This window comes from Clostridium aceticum (assembly GCF_001042715.1).
Lineage (GTDB): Bacteria > Bacillota > Clostridia > Peptostreptococcales > Natronincolaceae > Andreesenella > Andreesenella acetica.
Genome location: NZ_CP009687.1, coordinates 2,951,284 through 2,966,506 on the forward strand (window position 1 = coordinate 2,951,284; position 15,223 = coordinate 2,966,506).

The 15,223-nt window shown below is 32.8% G+C and carries 14 protein-coding genes; 2 read left to right on the top strand and 12 right to left on the bottom strand.

Translation table 11 applies throughout. The features are described 5' to 3' along the window. Positions 1 to 32: 32 nt before the first annotated feature. From CACET_RS13665 to pssA, 6 genes are all read right to left on the bottom strand, one after another. Positions 33 to 1,808 (bottom strand): DUF927 domain-containing protein, encoded by a 1,776-nt coding sequence (locus CACET_RS13665; RefSeq protein ID WP_044825268.1) that lies wholly within the window; start codon positions 1,806 to 1,808, stop codon positions 33 to 35. A 212-nt stretch (positions 1,809 to 2,020) separates the two neighbouring features. Beyond that, entirely contained in the window at positions 2,021 to 3,226 is a 1,206-nt protein-coding gene (locus tag CACET_RS13670) for a hypothetical protein (protein WP_044825269.1), read from the bottom strand. A 285-nt stretch (positions 3,227 to 3,511) separates the two neighbouring features. Then, complete coding sequence (gene rlmD, locus CACET_RS13675; protein WP_242849910.1) at positions 3,512 to 5,170, bottom strand: 23S rRNA (uracil(1939)-C(5))-methyltransferase RlmD; 1,659 nt, start codon at positions 5,168 to 5,170, stop codon at positions 3,512 to 3,514. A gap of 113 nt (positions 5,171 to 5,283) precedes the next feature. Further along, positions 5,284 to 6,048 carry a class I SAM-dependent methyltransferase gene (locus CACET_RS13680; RefSeq protein WP_044825271.1) on the bottom strand — a complete coding sequence of 255 codons (765 nt, stop codon included), beginning with the start codon at positions 6,046 to 6,048 and terminating at the stop codon, positions 5,284 to 5,286. A gap of 28 nt (positions 6,049 to 6,076) precedes the next feature. Further along, on the bottom strand, positions 6,077 to 6,628 hold the full coding sequence (locus CACET_RS13685) for a DUF6648 family protein (RefSeq protein WP_052661476.1): 552 nt from the start codon (positions 6,626 to 6,628) through the stop codon (positions 6,077 to 6,079). A 65-nt stretch (positions 6,629 to 6,693) separates the two neighbouring features. Beyond that, positions 6,694 to 7,209, bottom strand: a complete 516-nt coding sequence (gene pssA, locus CACET_RS13690; RefSeq protein ID WP_242846939.1) for a CDP-diacylglycerol--serine O-phosphatidyltransferase — start codon at positions 7,207 to 7,209, stop codon at positions 6,694 to 6,696. Between the two features lie 473 nt (positions 7,210 to 7,682). On the opposite strand from pssA, the gene fba reads away from it, so the two are divergent. Beyond that, positions 7,683 to 8,612, top strand: a complete 930-nt coding sequence (gene fba, locus CACET_RS13695) for a class II fructose-1,6-bisphosphate aldolase (RefSeq protein WP_044825273.1) — start codon at positions 7,683 to 7,685, stop codon at positions 8,610 to 8,612. Between the two features lie 122 nt (positions 8,613 to 8,734). Here fba and CACET_RS13700 read toward each other — a convergent pair whose 3' ends face one another. The 6 genes from CACET_RS13700 to safA form a co-directional block, all read right to left on the bottom strand. Continuing rightward, positions 8,735 to 9,424, bottom strand: coding sequence for a metallophosphoesterase (locus tag CACET_RS13700; protein ID WP_044825274.1), 690 nt, complete (start codon positions 9,422 to 9,424; stop codon positions 8,735 to 8,737). A gap of 31 nt (positions 9,425 to 9,455) precedes the next feature. Next, positions 9,456 to 10,259, bottom strand: coding sequence for a GTP diphosphokinase (gene yjbM, locus CACET_RS13705; RefSeq protein WP_044825317.1), 804 nt, complete (start codon positions 10,257 to 10,259; stop codon positions 9,456 to 9,458). A gap of 236 nt (positions 10,260 to 10,495) precedes the next feature. Further along, a complete protein-coding gene (locus CACET_RS13710) occupies positions 10,496 to 10,915 on the bottom strand; it encodes a hypothetical protein (RefSeq protein ID WP_044825318.1) in 420 nt (139 codons plus the stop codon). A 114-nt stretch (positions 10,916 to 11,029) separates the two neighbouring features. Further along, complete coding sequence (mnmL, locus tag CACET_RS13715) at positions 11,030 to 11,983, bottom strand: tRNA modification radical SAM protein MnmL/YtqA (protein ID WP_044825275.1); 954 nt, start codon at positions 11,981 to 11,983, stop codon at positions 11,030 to 11,032. Between the two features lie 169 nt (positions 11,984 to 12,152). Next, a complete protein-coding gene (locus tag CACET_RS13720) occupies positions 12,153 to 12,539 on the bottom strand; it encodes an adenine nucleotide alpha hydrolase family protein (RefSeq protein ID WP_044825276.1) in 387 nt (128 codons plus the stop codon). A 177-nt stretch (positions 12,540 to 12,716) separates the two neighbouring features. Next, complete coding sequence (gene safA, locus CACET_RS19925) at positions 12,717 to 13,502, bottom strand: SafA/ExsA family spore coat assembly protein (RefSeq protein ID WP_201774951.1); 786 nt, start codon at positions 13,500 to 13,502, stop codon at positions 12,717 to 12,719. Positions 13,503 to 13,761: 259 nt separating this feature from the next. Here safA and CACET_RS13730 point away from each other — a divergent pair, with 259 nt between their 5' ends. Then, positions 13,762 to 15,048 carry a lactate racemase domain-containing protein gene (locus tag CACET_RS13730; protein ID WP_044825277.1) on the top strand — a complete coding sequence of 429 codons (1,287 nt, stop codon included), beginning with the start codon at positions 13,762 to 13,764 and terminating at the stop codon, positions 15,046 to 15,048. The last annotated feature ends 175 nt before the right edge of the window (positions 15,049 to 15,223 follow it).

Here is a 15,223-nt window from a genome sequence, read left to right on the forward strand (position 1 = left end):
GAGCGTAAAACTCAAGTCTATTCATTTACTACTTAAATGTCCTCTAAAGCCTTGAAATCAATTATATACACTTGTCTTTGCTTACCATCTAATTTTATTCCTGATGTATTCTTGCTTGTAATTCCATGACTTCCACCAGATAATATATATCCTTCAGCTTTCCATGCCTTAATAAGTTTTGTTCCTTTATTACTTCCAATGCCGATATCCCCTGCACTACCTTCAGCATCATTCATTCTATTAATAAAGTCGAAATATCTATCTGGTGTACCGTCATTTATAATATGATTAAATGCTGCTGTCTCAATTATTAACTGCTTTGATTTATTAGTAGACTCATAATCATATATGCCAAGGCACTCTGCCCTTTTAAACTCTTTCAGAGTCTTAAAGTACCTTTGATTACCATTTATATATTCATGTAATCTCTTTAACTCTACAAGCACTTTATTTGACTTCTCAAATGCCTTATTTATTTGTTGATTTAACATCTCAAGTAGTTTATCAATATCTATGTTTAAATCAAAACACTCATTTACTAGCTGTGCTGTAAATATAATTACTGCCATTCTCTTTGCTGCACGATGATTAATACCCTTTTTATTGCGTATAACTCTTACAGTAGCTAAGTATTCATCTACTAATGTCTTGGTATTATATCTACCTATTATATATTTAGCAAACTCTTCTCCAGCTTCTCCATAATTGGTATCCATGAATTCATCTAATTGTTCTGCATGTTCACCACTGTCAGTAAGATCATTATTACACTCTATCTCTATAAACCTATAGTAAGCACCTTTCTTAGTAGTATCTGAAATGGCATCTGCAATGCTTTCTTCTGTGCTCATTACTATAGGACAACAGTATTTCTTATCTTCCTTATCATGACATCTATGTTTAACATCTCTATGTGATAAAGCCATAATTTCATCTATAAGTTTATTCTTATCTGACTTCTGATTAACATCATATCCTGCTATCTTATCATCCATAATATAAGGAATTATTCCGTAGCTTACCATAGATAGTTCTGAACTTGCCTTTGTCTCATTAAAGTTCCTTATTAAATCTTGAGGATTACCAAAAGGTGTTAAAGCTAATTTACTTGTAGTCGTTTTACCCTTAGATGTCTTGCCTGTATAATTTAAAACTATATTACATTCTTTTATCTTTTCAATTTCCAATGCTTGAGTTATAAACCCAGTAAATCCTGTTATCAATGCTGTCTCTAATTTTGGATTGTCTACTACAAGCTCTCTAATACCTTCTACATAGCTTTCTAATGTACCTTTCTTAGCAATCTTATCTTTTAATTCCCCACAATATTCTGATCCAAGCGATCCATCCTTTGTATATATATCTTGTAATCTTATCTCTTGCTCAATTTTACCGTCATCCGTTTCTATACTATCCCATCCAATGTTACAATGTTTTTTAATGAATTTATGTTCCTGTCTTATTTGAACATTAATCCAGTTTTTAAATTTCTCACAGTTCGCTTGTCCAAGTAAATAACCTGCTGCGTTAAGTTCCCTAAGTAGCTTTGAGGCTGTTTGCATATTATAATCTTTTTTTCTGATTATTTTTCTACCTCTCTTGAAGCTTACATCAAAGTATACTGCTCCATCTTCTGAACCTTCTTTAAAATAGAAGTCAAATTTTAAACTTCCATTCATAATGTCTTCAGGTGTTTGATTAATATTACCTGTCTCTCCGTTTCCAGTATTACTGCTCTCTGTTATATATCCATTGCTCTCCATTACCTCCGTTAATGCTTTTTCCGTAAATTCCTTTAAACCTTTCATGTACGTATCCTCCTTAAATTTGTGTTAAGTTATTTAACTTATAAAGTTGATAGCTACATGTACTTTTCATCTGTTGGGTATAAAATCAACTTTCTTAAGTTTTTTAACTTACACCACGAATACACACAGGATGTTCATGACTGTTGGGTATAAAAAAGAGCCTAACAAAAGTTAGACTCAATTCTAATATGTTTAATTATTAATATCACACACTATAATACTGCTTTATAAATGTCTGATGTTAGATGGTCATATAATTCTTTCAATTCTGATGGTGTTTCTATTACAATTACTGCATTCATTGATTTAGGGCTATTATTTGTATTGTTTAAAATATCCTTAACATTAGTTGATGCCCCCATTAAACCGTACTCAAAGTTTTGCCCTCTAATTATTCCAATTGTTTTTTCTAAACTTTTCCTTGCTTTTTTATCTACATCAGTATATAAGTCCAATGCAATTTTTCTATAATCAAACGTGTGCCCTTTATTAACTGATTCTTTAGCTATTCCTGTGTTTCCTGTTAATAAATCACCAAGCTTTATATAACTGCCCTTGTTATTATTCTTATAATATAATGATAGGTTCCCACTTGGGTGTATCCTTATTTTCTCGTCCCAATTCTCATATATAGCTGCTTTTGCCTTTAGCTCTAATGCATCTTCTTCAAATAATTGGTCAACTATACTTTCATCTTTAACGTAACCACTTTTACTTGTTACGCTCCAACTACTTCCACCTGTATTAAGAGCTAAATTTCTAGCTGCTTTTACACCTTCCTCGTCTAATACCACTACTGCTGTATATTTATCTTTATCAATATCCATATCACTAAAATTAGGATAATTAAATCCCATAAACCATATCTCTTCACTGTTAAAGAATGATTTTAATCTATATATTGGATTATTTACTCTATGTAATTCTTTATCTCCTATAAACTCATAATTATAATCAAATGGCTCCTCTAGCTTTACTTTTTTGTTATTCATGTAATTATCTGCATCTTCGTTTTTATCAACATTGAATACCTTCATAATAAACTTAGACTTACTAACTACTTCTAAATAATATTCAACGGCATATTTAGTAAAATCTTCAACATCTTTCACTAATACTGCCCAGCCTTTTGATTTTTCAGTAAGTTTTTCATACCAATAATAATAAGCTTTCTTTTCAATTTCTTTTATCTTTTCTTCTTTTACATTAAATAAGCTAGATTCAGTAATACTACGTCTATTCTTTCTAAATCTTTCTTCTTCCTCTTGCTCTTCTGCATTGAGTTCTTGTCTATAATAAGGATATAGGACTGTATATTTGCTTTCATTTATGTTTTTTAATTCTGCAATAGTATTAATTTCATTATCAATATTCTCAATGAGATCATTTGAAATCAACAAGTATTTATAAAGCCTCATATTTTTAATCCTCCGATATTTTAGTTCTACATCTCAATGTAGTTTTTTCTTTAAATGATTCCATACAATACCTGTTATTTTTCAATGACAATTTATTAATCAACAAGTATTTGCAATGTTAAGTATTTATATCAAAATTATACCAATAAACCTATAACCTTTCAATCATAAAGTGCATAACATGACTTTAGTGACTTCCATTTATTATAGTTTTTAGCAAAATAAATGAGCCACATTTCTGTAGCTCCATCTTATATAATGTGAATTAACCCTATTATCTTGTGTTCATACCATCCTAAAATGATTTAATGCTTCAGTTATGAACCTTCCCTTTTCTGGTGGACATTGTGGCACACGTACATCTTTTGATTTTGGAAGATTATAGTTTATGCCCATCTCTATACCTAATTTCCTTTTTACTTGTGAAATATATAGACTGGATACTTTCATACTATGATTTTTTAAAACATAATCCTTTATTTCTTCATAGGTAGCTTTGCTTTCAGCACTAGTAATATCAAGCTCATCAAGATCTATGTCAATCTCAATTCTATCGTCTGGATTTTTTCTGGACAAAAGAACAACCGTCTCAACATGCGGTGTATGCGGAAACATATCCATCAACTGCGCCTTATCTACCTGATAACCGCTGGCTTCTAGTTCTACTAAATCCCTAACTAATGTTTTAGGATTGCAAGATACATAGACGATTTTTTCTGCATCAAAACTGATAATATCCTTCAGTGCCTGGGGATGGATTCCTGCTCTTGGTGGGTCTATGATGATGATGTCTGGTTTTTCTTTTAATTTTTTTACTTCTTCTTTTACATCTCCTGCGATAAAACTACAATTGTTTAAGTTGTTTGAATTAGCATTTTCCCTAGCTGCCTCTACAGCTTCTTCTATGATTTCAATCCCTACTACTTTTTCTGCATTAGGAGCTACGATTTGTCCTATGGTACCCGTACCACAATAAAGATCAAATACAACTTGACCTTTGGCTTCTCCCACAAAGTCTCTTACGATAGAATAGAGTTTTTCTGCTCCTTGAGAATTGGTTTGAAAGAAGGAAAAGGCAGATATTTTAAATTTCAATCCTAAAAGTTCTTCTACTACATAGTCCCTACCATATAAGATATCGGTTTTATCACTTTGAACAATGTCAGCAAGGTTATCATTGAAGGTATGTAAAAAGCCTACAATACCTCCACGTAATTCTAATGCCAATAATTTTTCCACCAAGTCCTGTATATTTATTTGACTCTGTGTCGTCGTTACCAAGTTTATTAGGATTTCCCCTGTAAAATGAGCTTTTCTTATCACCAAATGTCTCAAATACCCTTCATGTCTTCGAGTATTATAATAGGACAAACCCTTTTCTTTAAAATAATCTAGGATTGTTGTTAATAACTTTCTAAAATCCTCATCCATAATCAGACAGGCATCTACTGTGACAATGTCGTAATGTCTCCCTCTTTTGTGCATCCCTAGAGTCAAAGGTCCCCCCTTTTCCTCATCCCCAAAGGAAAACTCCATTTTATTCCTATAATCAAAAGCTGTAGGACTGCCTTCTATACCTAACCACGTATAATTTTTGATAGCAAACTCTTCAAAAAGTCTTTTTACTTGCTTTTCTTTCAATAGTAGTTGTTCCTCATAGGCTACTGTCTGTTGAAAACATCCACCGCAGTTTCCAAAATGCTGGCAAGGAGATTGATCCTCTAATGGAGAGTTCTCTAGTATTTCTAAAACCTGAGCTTCTGCCTGCTTCTTTTTTATTTTCTTGATAGCAGCTCTTACCAATTGACCTGGTATACCATGTTTTACAGTAACTTTTACATCCCCTACATAACCATAACCTTTGCCGCCAAACTCACTATCTTCTATTTTAAATTCTACAATTTCTTTTCTCTTTAGCATCTTTTCACTCCCATTACTTTTCATTGAAGTTTTAATCCATATCCTTAGTTTATGTCATCAAAACAAAAAATATAGTGATCGGTACAACTAACCGTCACTATATTATAGCCTAAGTTTGGAATATAATCAAAAATTTATCATTTATTTGCCTTTAATATATAGGCAGGGGCTAAAAATTCCTTTGTTTCTTCAAACTTCTTTACCAACTGTTCCGTCAATTCCACAAAACCCTTTGTCAAGTTTTCATTTTCCAAATCATTAGAACCTTTGATTAGAGTTTGTTTTTTCTTATCTAAAAACTTTACTGCCATTTCAGCATTAATTTTTTCATTGAATTCCCTCCAATGAATATCTTTAAATCCTACAATGCTTAATCCCTCTTCTAAATCACTGGGATGTATTTCATTAAAAGCAGCCATTGCCTTCAATATGCTAATACTTTTTATGATCCTAAGTCTTTGAGACCAATAGGTATACTCCTTGCTATCCACCGACCAGATAGGCATTTCTTCTGTGATCAGCAATTGACCTCCTGTCTTTAAAACCCTATAAAGTTCTTTTAAGGTTTTCATGACCCGCAGAGGAAACTGTTCTACGGAAGAAAGTGTATAATTACAGATAACTACATCAATGGAATTGGAAGGGACAAAATACAAGTCACTTAAATCTCCTCTTCTTAAGGTTAACTTTTTAAAAATAGGTTGAATATCCTCTTCAATTTCATTAAAGTGACGGTCATCAATATCAACGGAAATCAATTCAGTGTTCCATTTGTTTTCAGACACCTTTTTAGCAATGAGCCTAGTAGTATTTCCCCAGCTAGTCCCTCCTTCTAAAATAGTCTTTCCTTCTAGATTAATTCCCTCCCAAAGAAATTTGTCAGCAGTAACAATTTTATACATGATATCCCTCCTTATTTTCTATATCCTTTTAATATTTTGCATTAATATAGCTTTCTATTAGGGAAGTTCTAATGCCTTCTTTAAATACCCCCTCCTCCTGCAATCTATTTAAAAGACCTGGATTTCTTGAATGTAATATAATATGCTCATAATCTTTAAAAACTACTTCAAACAAGTTTTCTTTTAAATGTGAAGAAGTTACCTTAATATAATAAGCCTCAACATCATAAAAATCTAATAACTCTACTGCCTTTAAAGTACTTTGATCCTTTTTATGATAATAATAGTTTACTTTGTCCAAGTAATCCTTGTGCATTTCAGGATGCTTGTCGTACTTTTTTATTTCCTTCGCCTTCAAATAACAATACTTGGCCATGCTATTATAGTATTGATAGTTGTAAATCGCCTTATTAAAGTTATCTACCCGTTTAAAGGGTTGGATATTCATCTGTTTTATATAAGCATAACCCTCTTCTATATATTCCCTCTTGTTTATATCACCTTTTCTAAACTGGTCTATTAAACTTTGTCTTTGCTGAAAAAACTTTTCAAATATATTTTCACCTTCCACATACTTCACGCTGAACACCCTCTACTGAACATAATGTAAGTACTGTAACGAAAAGGCTCCTAGTAAAGGAGCCTTTATCTTTTCTTTAATTTAATTTTCTTACTTATCATAGAATATGATAAAAATAACGTCATCATTCCTATAAAGTATACGCTCGTCGGATAATTAATAGAATATAAAGTGACGAGGGCCAATATCCCTCCACACATAGTGATAGGGATTCCCATATAAACACCTTCAAACTCCATGATATTATAACGTGCTAATCTATAAGCCCCTGATATAGCAAAAATTACCATGATTAGTATCCCTATAATACCAAACTTTGCTAAATGAAAACTCCATATTAACACTGCTGGTGCAACCCCAAAGGAAATTAAATCACATAAGGAGTCTAGTTCTTTTCCTAATTCACTCTCAACATCTAACTTTCTTGCTAACTGTCCATCTAAGCGATCTGTAAATGCTGCTACTAAAATTAATAATGCTGAAACAGTATAGGATTCATTTATTATACTAACAATTGCTAGGATCCCTAGAGTTAAGTTAAAAAAAGTAAACATATTGGGTATATGTGCCTTTACCTTCACCCTTCTTCCACCTCTATTCCTCTGGATTTTAAGAACTAAATAAAACCCTTTTAAGCTGATTATATTCGACTCTTAATAATATTTTACTGCATTTTACCTAAAATTCCTAGTGCAAATCACAAAAAACTTATGACTATAGATCATGCTTCTACATATCTTATTATAACTTGTGTAAAAATAACTGTAAATGAAAAAGTTTTGTATTATATTTGTTTTATAAGTATATGTATATAAGTAGTATTATTTGATTAATTTAAGGATTATATAAATATAATTATCTGTCAGTTTTTTCTTAGGATTGACGATATTAAAAACCTTGTGATACAATCTAGTTGATCATTAGAAAATTTTACATAACTTAGATAAATCTCCTTATTTAACATTCCCTATATTTAAGCATACTAAAAGGAGTTTACTTATCTATAACTAGTCATTAACACTATAAATAAATTAATATTTAGGAGGAATTAAATATGCCATTAGTTACTAGTAAAGAATTATTTTCTAAGGCCTATGATGGTAAATTTGCCATCGGTGCCTTCAATGTAAACAATATGGAAATCATCCAGGGTATCGTTGATGCTGCTAAGGAAGAAAAAGCCCCTCTTATTCTACAGGTATCCGCTGGTGCTAGAAAGTATGCTAATCCAATATATTTAAAGCATTTGGTTCAAGCAGCTATAGAGGATTCAGGCCTACCTATCGTTTTACACTTAGATCATGGTGAAAGTTTCGAAATATGCAAACAATGTATTGATGACGGTTTTACTTCTGTTATGATTGATGCATCTCATCATCCCTTTGAAGAAAATATCGCTATTACAAAACAAGTGGTAGAATATGCCCATGATAGAGGAGTAGTAGTAGAAGCAGAATTAGGCCGATTGGCTGGTATTGAAGATGCTGTCAATGTTAGTGCTGCAGACGCTGCCTTCACTGATCCTCAGCAGGCGGCAGAATTTGTTGAAAAGACAGGAGTAGATTCTCTGGCTATTGCCATTGGTACCAGCCACGGTGCTTATAAATTTAAAGGTGAGCCAAACCTAGATTTTGAAAGACTACAAACAATTGCAGGGTTATTGCCTGGTTTCCCATTAGTACTTCATGGTGCTTCTACAGTATTGCCAGAGTTTGTAGAGCTATGTAATAAGTATGGAGGCGACATACCAGGAGCTCAAGGAGTTCCAGAAGAAATGCTTCGCAAAGCAGCCTCCATGGGTGTTTGCAAAATCAATATTGATACTGATTTACGTCTAGCTATGACAGCAGCTATACGTAAAAGTCTTACAGAAAACCCTAATAACTTTGATCCCCGTAAATATCTAGAAGGGGGTAGATCGGCTATTAAAGAAATGGTTCGTCATAAAATTGCCAACGTCCTTGGTTGCAATAACTTTCTATAAAAATTATGGCTTTTAGCATACCTAAAAGATAGCTTTAGGTGAAAGAACTAAGCTGTATATAAAAATATAAGTATTTTAAAAAAAGATAAAATGGCGGCCTTTTAAAGGCTGCTATTTTATCTTTAAAAAATTTTATATAACTGAAATTTTAAATAATCACAGGATACTAAATGATAGTGTATTCCATTATACAATCCTTTAATCCCTGTATCATAGAATTCTTCTCCATGTAAATGACCGTAGATTACCATATGTACGTTGTATTCCTCACATATTTCTGTAAATAAAGAGGGCTCATGCTGCTCATTTGTAGGAGGGTAATGTAACATACAAATGATTTTTGTATATCCAGACTTCTTAGCACCCTCTAAAGAAAGTTTTAAACGATGAACTTCTCTATGATAAATTTTTTCGTCTTGTTGAGTAAACTTATTACTATTGGGTGAACTCCACCCCCTCGTTCCACATATAGCATAATCTTCATAGGCAAAAAAATTATTTTGCAAAAATTTCAACGTCTTAAAAGTATTATTGAGTTTCTTTATAGAACCCCACCAATAATCATGATTTCCTTTTAATAAAATTTTTTCTCCTGGCAAAGTCTCAATCCAATTTAAATCCTCCATCGCCTCTTCCATATTCATCCCCCAAGAAATATCTCCGGGAATCAGTACTGTATCTTCACTTTTTACCTTCTTACACCAATCCTCTCTAATCTTTTCATGGTGCATGGTCCATTGAGGTCCAAAAATATCCATTGGTTTATCAACTTTGCTACTCAAATGCAGGTCTCCTATTGCATATAAAGCCATCTTATCACCTATCTTCAAATTCTTTAAATTCTTACTCGCAAGGCTCATATTTCTGTGTTAGTTTGTTGATTTCTTTGTGTAGTATCTTTAATTCCATAGTATCTCCCTTTTCCCAAAGCCTATTAAACCTTTCTTGGAATTCATTAGCTTCTTTGATTCTGCCTGAAAGATATAGCGTTTGAACACTTTGTAAGATACTAGAAACGATATTGGATCGAACCTCAAAAAACTTTTGAGCCTGTCTAATCTCATGACGTATTTCAGACATTTCTTGATCTAGTTTAAAAGCGGCATCTGAAGCTTTTTTCAATCTATCTTCAATATGATTAGGAATTTGTTGTTTATACTTGTATTTTAAAGAATGTTCAATAATTGCCCAAAAGTTCATTGCCAAAGTTCTAATTTGTATTTCTGCTAATATATTTTTAGGTCCTAATGCCGTATGTATAGGATATTTAATCACCACATGATAACTTCGATAACCACTATCTTTAAAATGTGTTATATAATCCTTTTCTAAAACAATTTCTAAATCTTCTCCATCGCGATCTCTTATATAATCTACAACAGTATAAATATCTTCAACAAACTGACACATAATTCTGATGCCGGCAATGTCCTCTATTTGTTCGGAAATTTCTTCAGAATTTACATTTAACTTTTTGGCTTTTTCTAAAATACTAGATACCTTTTTAACTCTACCAGTCACAAACTCTATCGGCGAATATTCACCAATAGTACGAAGTTCGTTTCTGATACTTTTAAACTTTACCTTCAGTTCCTCTACTGCGTGTTCATAGGGAATTAAAAACTTCTTCCATTCTATATTTTCCATATCCATAATCCATCACACCCCACTATGCCAAAACTTTTCCACAGTTGAAATCACATACATCTTATCTATTATATCATTATTTGATGGTTTTTTTAATTTATTTATACATCCAAAAAGCTTTTCTATTATAGTAATACTGTATTTTTTTCCTTATACCTAATCTTTATACACTTTATACTCCTTCTTGGGGCATTAAAGGCAAAATTATAGAGCAGTTAAGCTGCCCTATGATTTTATTAGATATTTTGAATAATATACTTTTTCAAAAAATCAGGTAGGTTTTCCTCTGTAGCAGTAATAGTAAAAATAAAACTCACATTATACTTCAATTCTAATATACTGAGATTCGTAAAAAAGTCCTCCATCTCTTCTAATGTTTTCCCCGTAATTTTGGGTAAGTCATCTATATATATACTTTCAACATCATAGTTTGAAGCTATAATTCCGCAAAGAAAACCATAAAAGGTCTCTTCATTCCTAACTTTGTAATCTTTTAGTGGCATAAATCTTATCTTATAATCTATTTGAAACATATGACTATTATCTGTATCAATAAAAACAATATGTCCCTTCGTCTTTTTTACAGAATCGTTTGCATCTTGAATTAATGTTCTAGTTTTACCATTACCTTTACTGCCTAAAATTAATTTTATCACCCTTGAAACCTCCTTGCCTTCCTCCAGCCAAAATTTTTCTTTCACCATTAAATATTCTATCAATTCTGACATTTTCCTGCATCATTTTAAACTTTTTTCTTTGGAAGTTTCTAGTTAATTATGGCTTAAGGCTTTTCCCCCTAAATAGTTTGCTCTTTTACCTTGATAGCGATTGTCCTTTGCCATCATTTCATGAATCTCATCTCTGATCTTCCACCAACTCCTATTCCAGTTTACGAAAACACTATTTTCTTCTGGGGCTCTGCCTATTAATCGCTGCACAATAATATTCGGACTTAGATATTCTAAGAAGGTCATCACTCTTTCTTGATATTCCTCTACAGAAATAATCTTAAATTCTCCTCTTTTATACATATCACCCATGATTGTTCCTTCTACTAAATATAAAGCATGTAACTTTACCTGTTGTATTCTCAAGGCTGAAATAATTTTTGCATTTTCTATAACGTCTTCTTCTTGGTCCCACGGTAAATTCAATATTAAGTGGGTACATATTTCAAACCCATACTTTCGTATGTAAAAAACAGCATCAATAAACTCAGCTAAGGTATGCCCTCTGTTGATTCGATTTAAACTATGGTAATTGACGGTTTGAAGACCTAACTCTATAGAAATTTCTATACCATGTCGGTCCTTGATTTCTTTTAAAAATATCAAGTATTCTTCATCAATACAATCGGGTCTTGTAGAGATGGCTATTTCTACAATATCCTCTAATATTGCCTGTTGAATGTAGTTCTTAAAGTCCTCTAAAGGAAGATAAGTATTGGTGAAGTTTTGAAAGTATGCAATAAATTTTTTGGCTTTATATTTCTTCTCAATGACTTTTTTGTTACTCTCCAACTGTTGTGATACTGTATAATAGTTAGGAAGGTTCTCAAAACCAGTACCTACTTCTGCACAAAAACTGCAACCTCCTCTCCCTAACCTTCCATCTCTATTAGGACAGGTCAAAGGTAAATTCACGGGTAATTTATATACTTTTTCTCCATATTTTTCTTTGAGATAATCGGAATAAGTTCTATATATAAAAATATCTTTCTCCATTTCTATCCTTCCTTTTTTGCTTTTGATTTATCTTGCTATCTATTTCAGTTTATTAGTAAAACCAATTTACTATCTTTTTATTTACCATGCAAAACAAAGTTATACACTTCTCACCATAGATCTCTAAAGTGAAATAGAGATTTCTATGAGAAACCTCTATTTCACTTTATCAATCAGTAGATATTATTTTTAAGTCCACCTCGTTAGATATCTTCTTGCTTAGTTTCGTAATAATATTATTTTCAGTAGATTTTTCCTTCGATTCCCCCAAAACAATCGTCTTTATATTATGTTTTTGACAAAAATCAATAATCGTTTTCACCACTTCTGCAGAACGCAACACTGTCATATCCGCCCCTACTTCTTTGGAAATATCAAATAGATAGTCTAAAGCTTCTCCTTCTTTAGAATTCCCTAGTATATTCCACCCTATAGGTGCTACATGAACGACAAAAATTCCTCCTCCGTACTTTTCTTTTATTTGCACACCAGCTTTTATCAATCTTTCGCAGGTTTTTTGTTGGGTTACACAGATCATAGTATTTTCTTTTTCCATCCGGTATGTACCCCTTTCTATTATGTTGGTAACTTTATCTTTCTCATTACTCATAACTTAGAATTATTTTCTCTCTACTCTATTATACTATATATGCTTTTCAAAATGAATTTAGATTGCTAATAAATTTTAAAATCCTGTAACCAATTTATCGATTACAGGATTTTTCTCTAACTCTTATGGGGTAATGTTTCCTCTTAATACAACTGGACCAGTTGGTTTATCTACAGATGTAGTAGCTTCTGCTGTAACAATAACTTCGTCATAACCTACAAAGCTTCCAGTAGTATCTCCATAGCCTACCATAATATCTTGTGCACCGCTGTCCTTTAGCGTTACTCTATAGTAGCGATCAGCACCTCTATTTACAACCCAAGCATAATAGCACTTTAGTTTAGGATCGATTGTAGATGGGGCTGGTAACCCAAAGGTGCTAATCCAAATAGTAGCATCAGGCAGACTCACAAAAGCAGTAGCTCCTAGAATACCAGTACGTTCTGGTCTTAATAATACCCTGCGTATACCCTCTGGAAGTGGTGCATCTGATACGGGAATGCAAATTCTTTGGCCAACTTCTAAAATATTTGGATCAGGAACTTGTGGATTTGCCTCGATTAGTTTTTGCAAAGTTACGCCGAACCTTCTGGCAATATTAAACATAGTGTCTCCACGCTGTACAATATAAATCGTTCCATCTGGACAGAATACCCCTGGTGGAGGCGGTGGTGTTACAATAGCAGGAATACATATTCTTTGTCCTACATAAATTACATTGGGGTTAGGTATTTGTGGGTTGGCTCTAATTAATGCCTGCAGGTCTATACCATAGCGATTTGCGATACGAAACATTGTATCACCGGGCTGAATAGTATACACAGTTCCTCCGGGACATGCGGGAGGCCCCGGCACCTGCATATTCATCATAGGAGCTATATAGTTAGGTGTTCCATAATTAGGATACATGCTTTTCCTCCTTTCAATTTTCTATATCATTATATGTCACCAAGTTTTTTTTGTTATACTTTCCTTGTATTTATTAACGTTTTTTTTCAAATTTTAAAACACTTCTTGCTTTTTATATTTTGAATATATTTACAAAAAATTAATTTAAAATGAAATGTTAAAGAGTTTTCTTGAGAAAATCATTGACAGAACTCCCTGAAAGCACTAACATATTATGTATATAAATATTCTGTTTTTTATATTAGGGGGAGGAATAATTATGCATACTTTTAGTATTAAATATGGTAAAGGCATAGTAGATGTTTGTATACCAGAAAGAAACTTACTTGATGTGATAAAAAATAATGAAAAAGATTTTTCAAAAACTGAGGAAGAGGTTATTTTAGATGCTTTAAACAATCCTATAGGCACAGAGCCTTTAAAAGAAATGATAAAACCTGGTGAAAAAGTATGTATTGTTATTTCTGACATTACTCGAGCCTGGCAAAAAATGAGTACTTATCTTCCTTACGTGGTAGATGCATTAACAGAAGTTGGTATTGAAGATAAAGACATTCTTTTTATTTGCTCTGTTGGTTCCCATAGAAAACATACAAAAGAAGAACATAGATTATTGTTAGGAGAAAAGTTGGCAGACCGATTTGAAGTAATCGATCACGACTGTTGGGATAAAGATAATTTAACTTATGTCGGCACCACTAGTTTCGGTACACCTGTTCATGTCAATAAGATGGCCTTTGATTGTGATCATATCTTTTTAACTGGAGCCATTGTATTCCACCTTCTAGCTGGATGGGGTGGAGGAAAAAAATCAGTTCTTCCTGGCATCTGCAGCTATGAAACCATTATGAAAAATCATGCATTATCTTTAAGTCCAGTTTTAGGAGAAGGCAGCAATCCCTTTGTTCGAAGCGGAAATATTGCAAACAATCCTCTTTACAAGGACATGCTAGAGGCGGCATCTTTAGTTAAGCCTTCCTTCTTATTTAATGTAATTATGAATTCAGATGGCAAGATTGCTGCTGCTGTAGCTGGGGATTTCATTGAAGCTCATGAAGCTGGTTGTCGAATCGTAGAAGAGTTGGATGGTGTTTCTATCAAAGAGAAAGCTGATCTAGTTATAGCAACTGCTGGTGGATTCCCTAAAGATATTAACCTATATCAGACCGTCAAGACTATTATCAACGCTAAAGAAGCTGCAAGAGAAGGCGGTGCTATCATTGTTTTAAGTGAGTGTTCAGAGGGATTTGGTAATGATGATGTACAAGAGGTTATTCAAAACTACGATACAATGTTAGAAAGGGAAAAAGCCTTAAGAGAAAACTTCTCCATTGCTAAGTACATCGGATATTTTGTCAGCGAAGTAGCAGCAAACTTTACTTTGATTTTGGTCTCCAACATGGATGAAGCCTTGGTAAAAAGGGCTAATATTAAAGTTGTTAAAACTGTAGAAGAAGCATTAGCTATCGCTTATAAAAAGCACGGGGAAAATCTTAAAACCTATCTAATGCCTTATGGAGCAAATACCTTACCTCAGTTAATTTAAAAAAGCATAGAAAACACACAAAAAACAGCGTTTATCGCTGTTTTTTTATCTTCTTACTCATCACTTCACCTTATTTTGTAATCATTAGCATTAACTTAAGCCATAATTTATCATCCTGAGTGGAGCAAAGCGGAATCGAAGGATCTTAGTGTTAGTAAAATTCTTCGCTACGCTC

Bases quoted from the DNA above. Each gene is read 5' to 3' on its own strand.
- CACET_RS13665 (WP_044825268.1), bottom strand. From the start codon at position 1,808: ATGAAAGGTTTAAAGGAATTTACGGAAAAAGCATTAACGGAGGTAATG.
- CACET_RS13720 (WP_044825276.1), bottom strand. From the start codon at position 12,539: ATGGAAAAAGAAAATACTATGATCTGTGTAACCCAACAAAAAACCTGC.
- fba (WP_044825273.1), top strand. From the start codon at position 7,683: ATGCCATTAGTTACTAGTAAAGAATTATTTTCTAAGGCCTATGATGGT.
- safA (WP_201774951.1), bottom strand. From the start codon at position 13,502: ATGTATCCTAATTATGGAACACCTAACTATATAGCTCCTATGATGAAT.
- CACET_RS13700 (WP_044825274.1), bottom strand. From the start codon at position 9,424: ATGGCTTTATATGCAATAGGAGACCTGCATTTGAGTAGCAAAGTTGAT.
- CACET_RS13730 (WP_044825277.1), top strand. From the start codon at position 13,762: ATGCATACTTTTAGTATTAAATATGGTAAAGGCATAGTAGATGTTTGT.
- CACET_RS13670 (WP_044825269.1), bottom strand. From the start codon at position 3,226: ATGAGGCTTTATAAATACTTGTTGATTTCAAATGATCTCATTGAGAAT.
- mnmL (WP_044825275.1), bottom strand. From the start codon at position 11,983: ATGGAGAAAGATATTTTTATATATAGAACTTATTCCGATTATCTCAAA.
- CACET_RS13680 (WP_044825271.1), bottom strand. From the start codon at position 6,048: ATGTATAAAATTGTTACTGCTGACAAATTTCTTTGGGAGGGAATTAAT.
- yjbM (WP_044825317.1), bottom strand. From the start codon at position 10,259: ATGGAAAATATAGAATGGAAGAAGTTTTTAATTCCCTATGAACACGCA.
- rlmD (WP_242849910.1), bottom strand. From the start codon at position 5,170: ATGAAAAGTAATGGGAGTGAAAAGATGCTAAAGAGAAAAGAAATTGTA.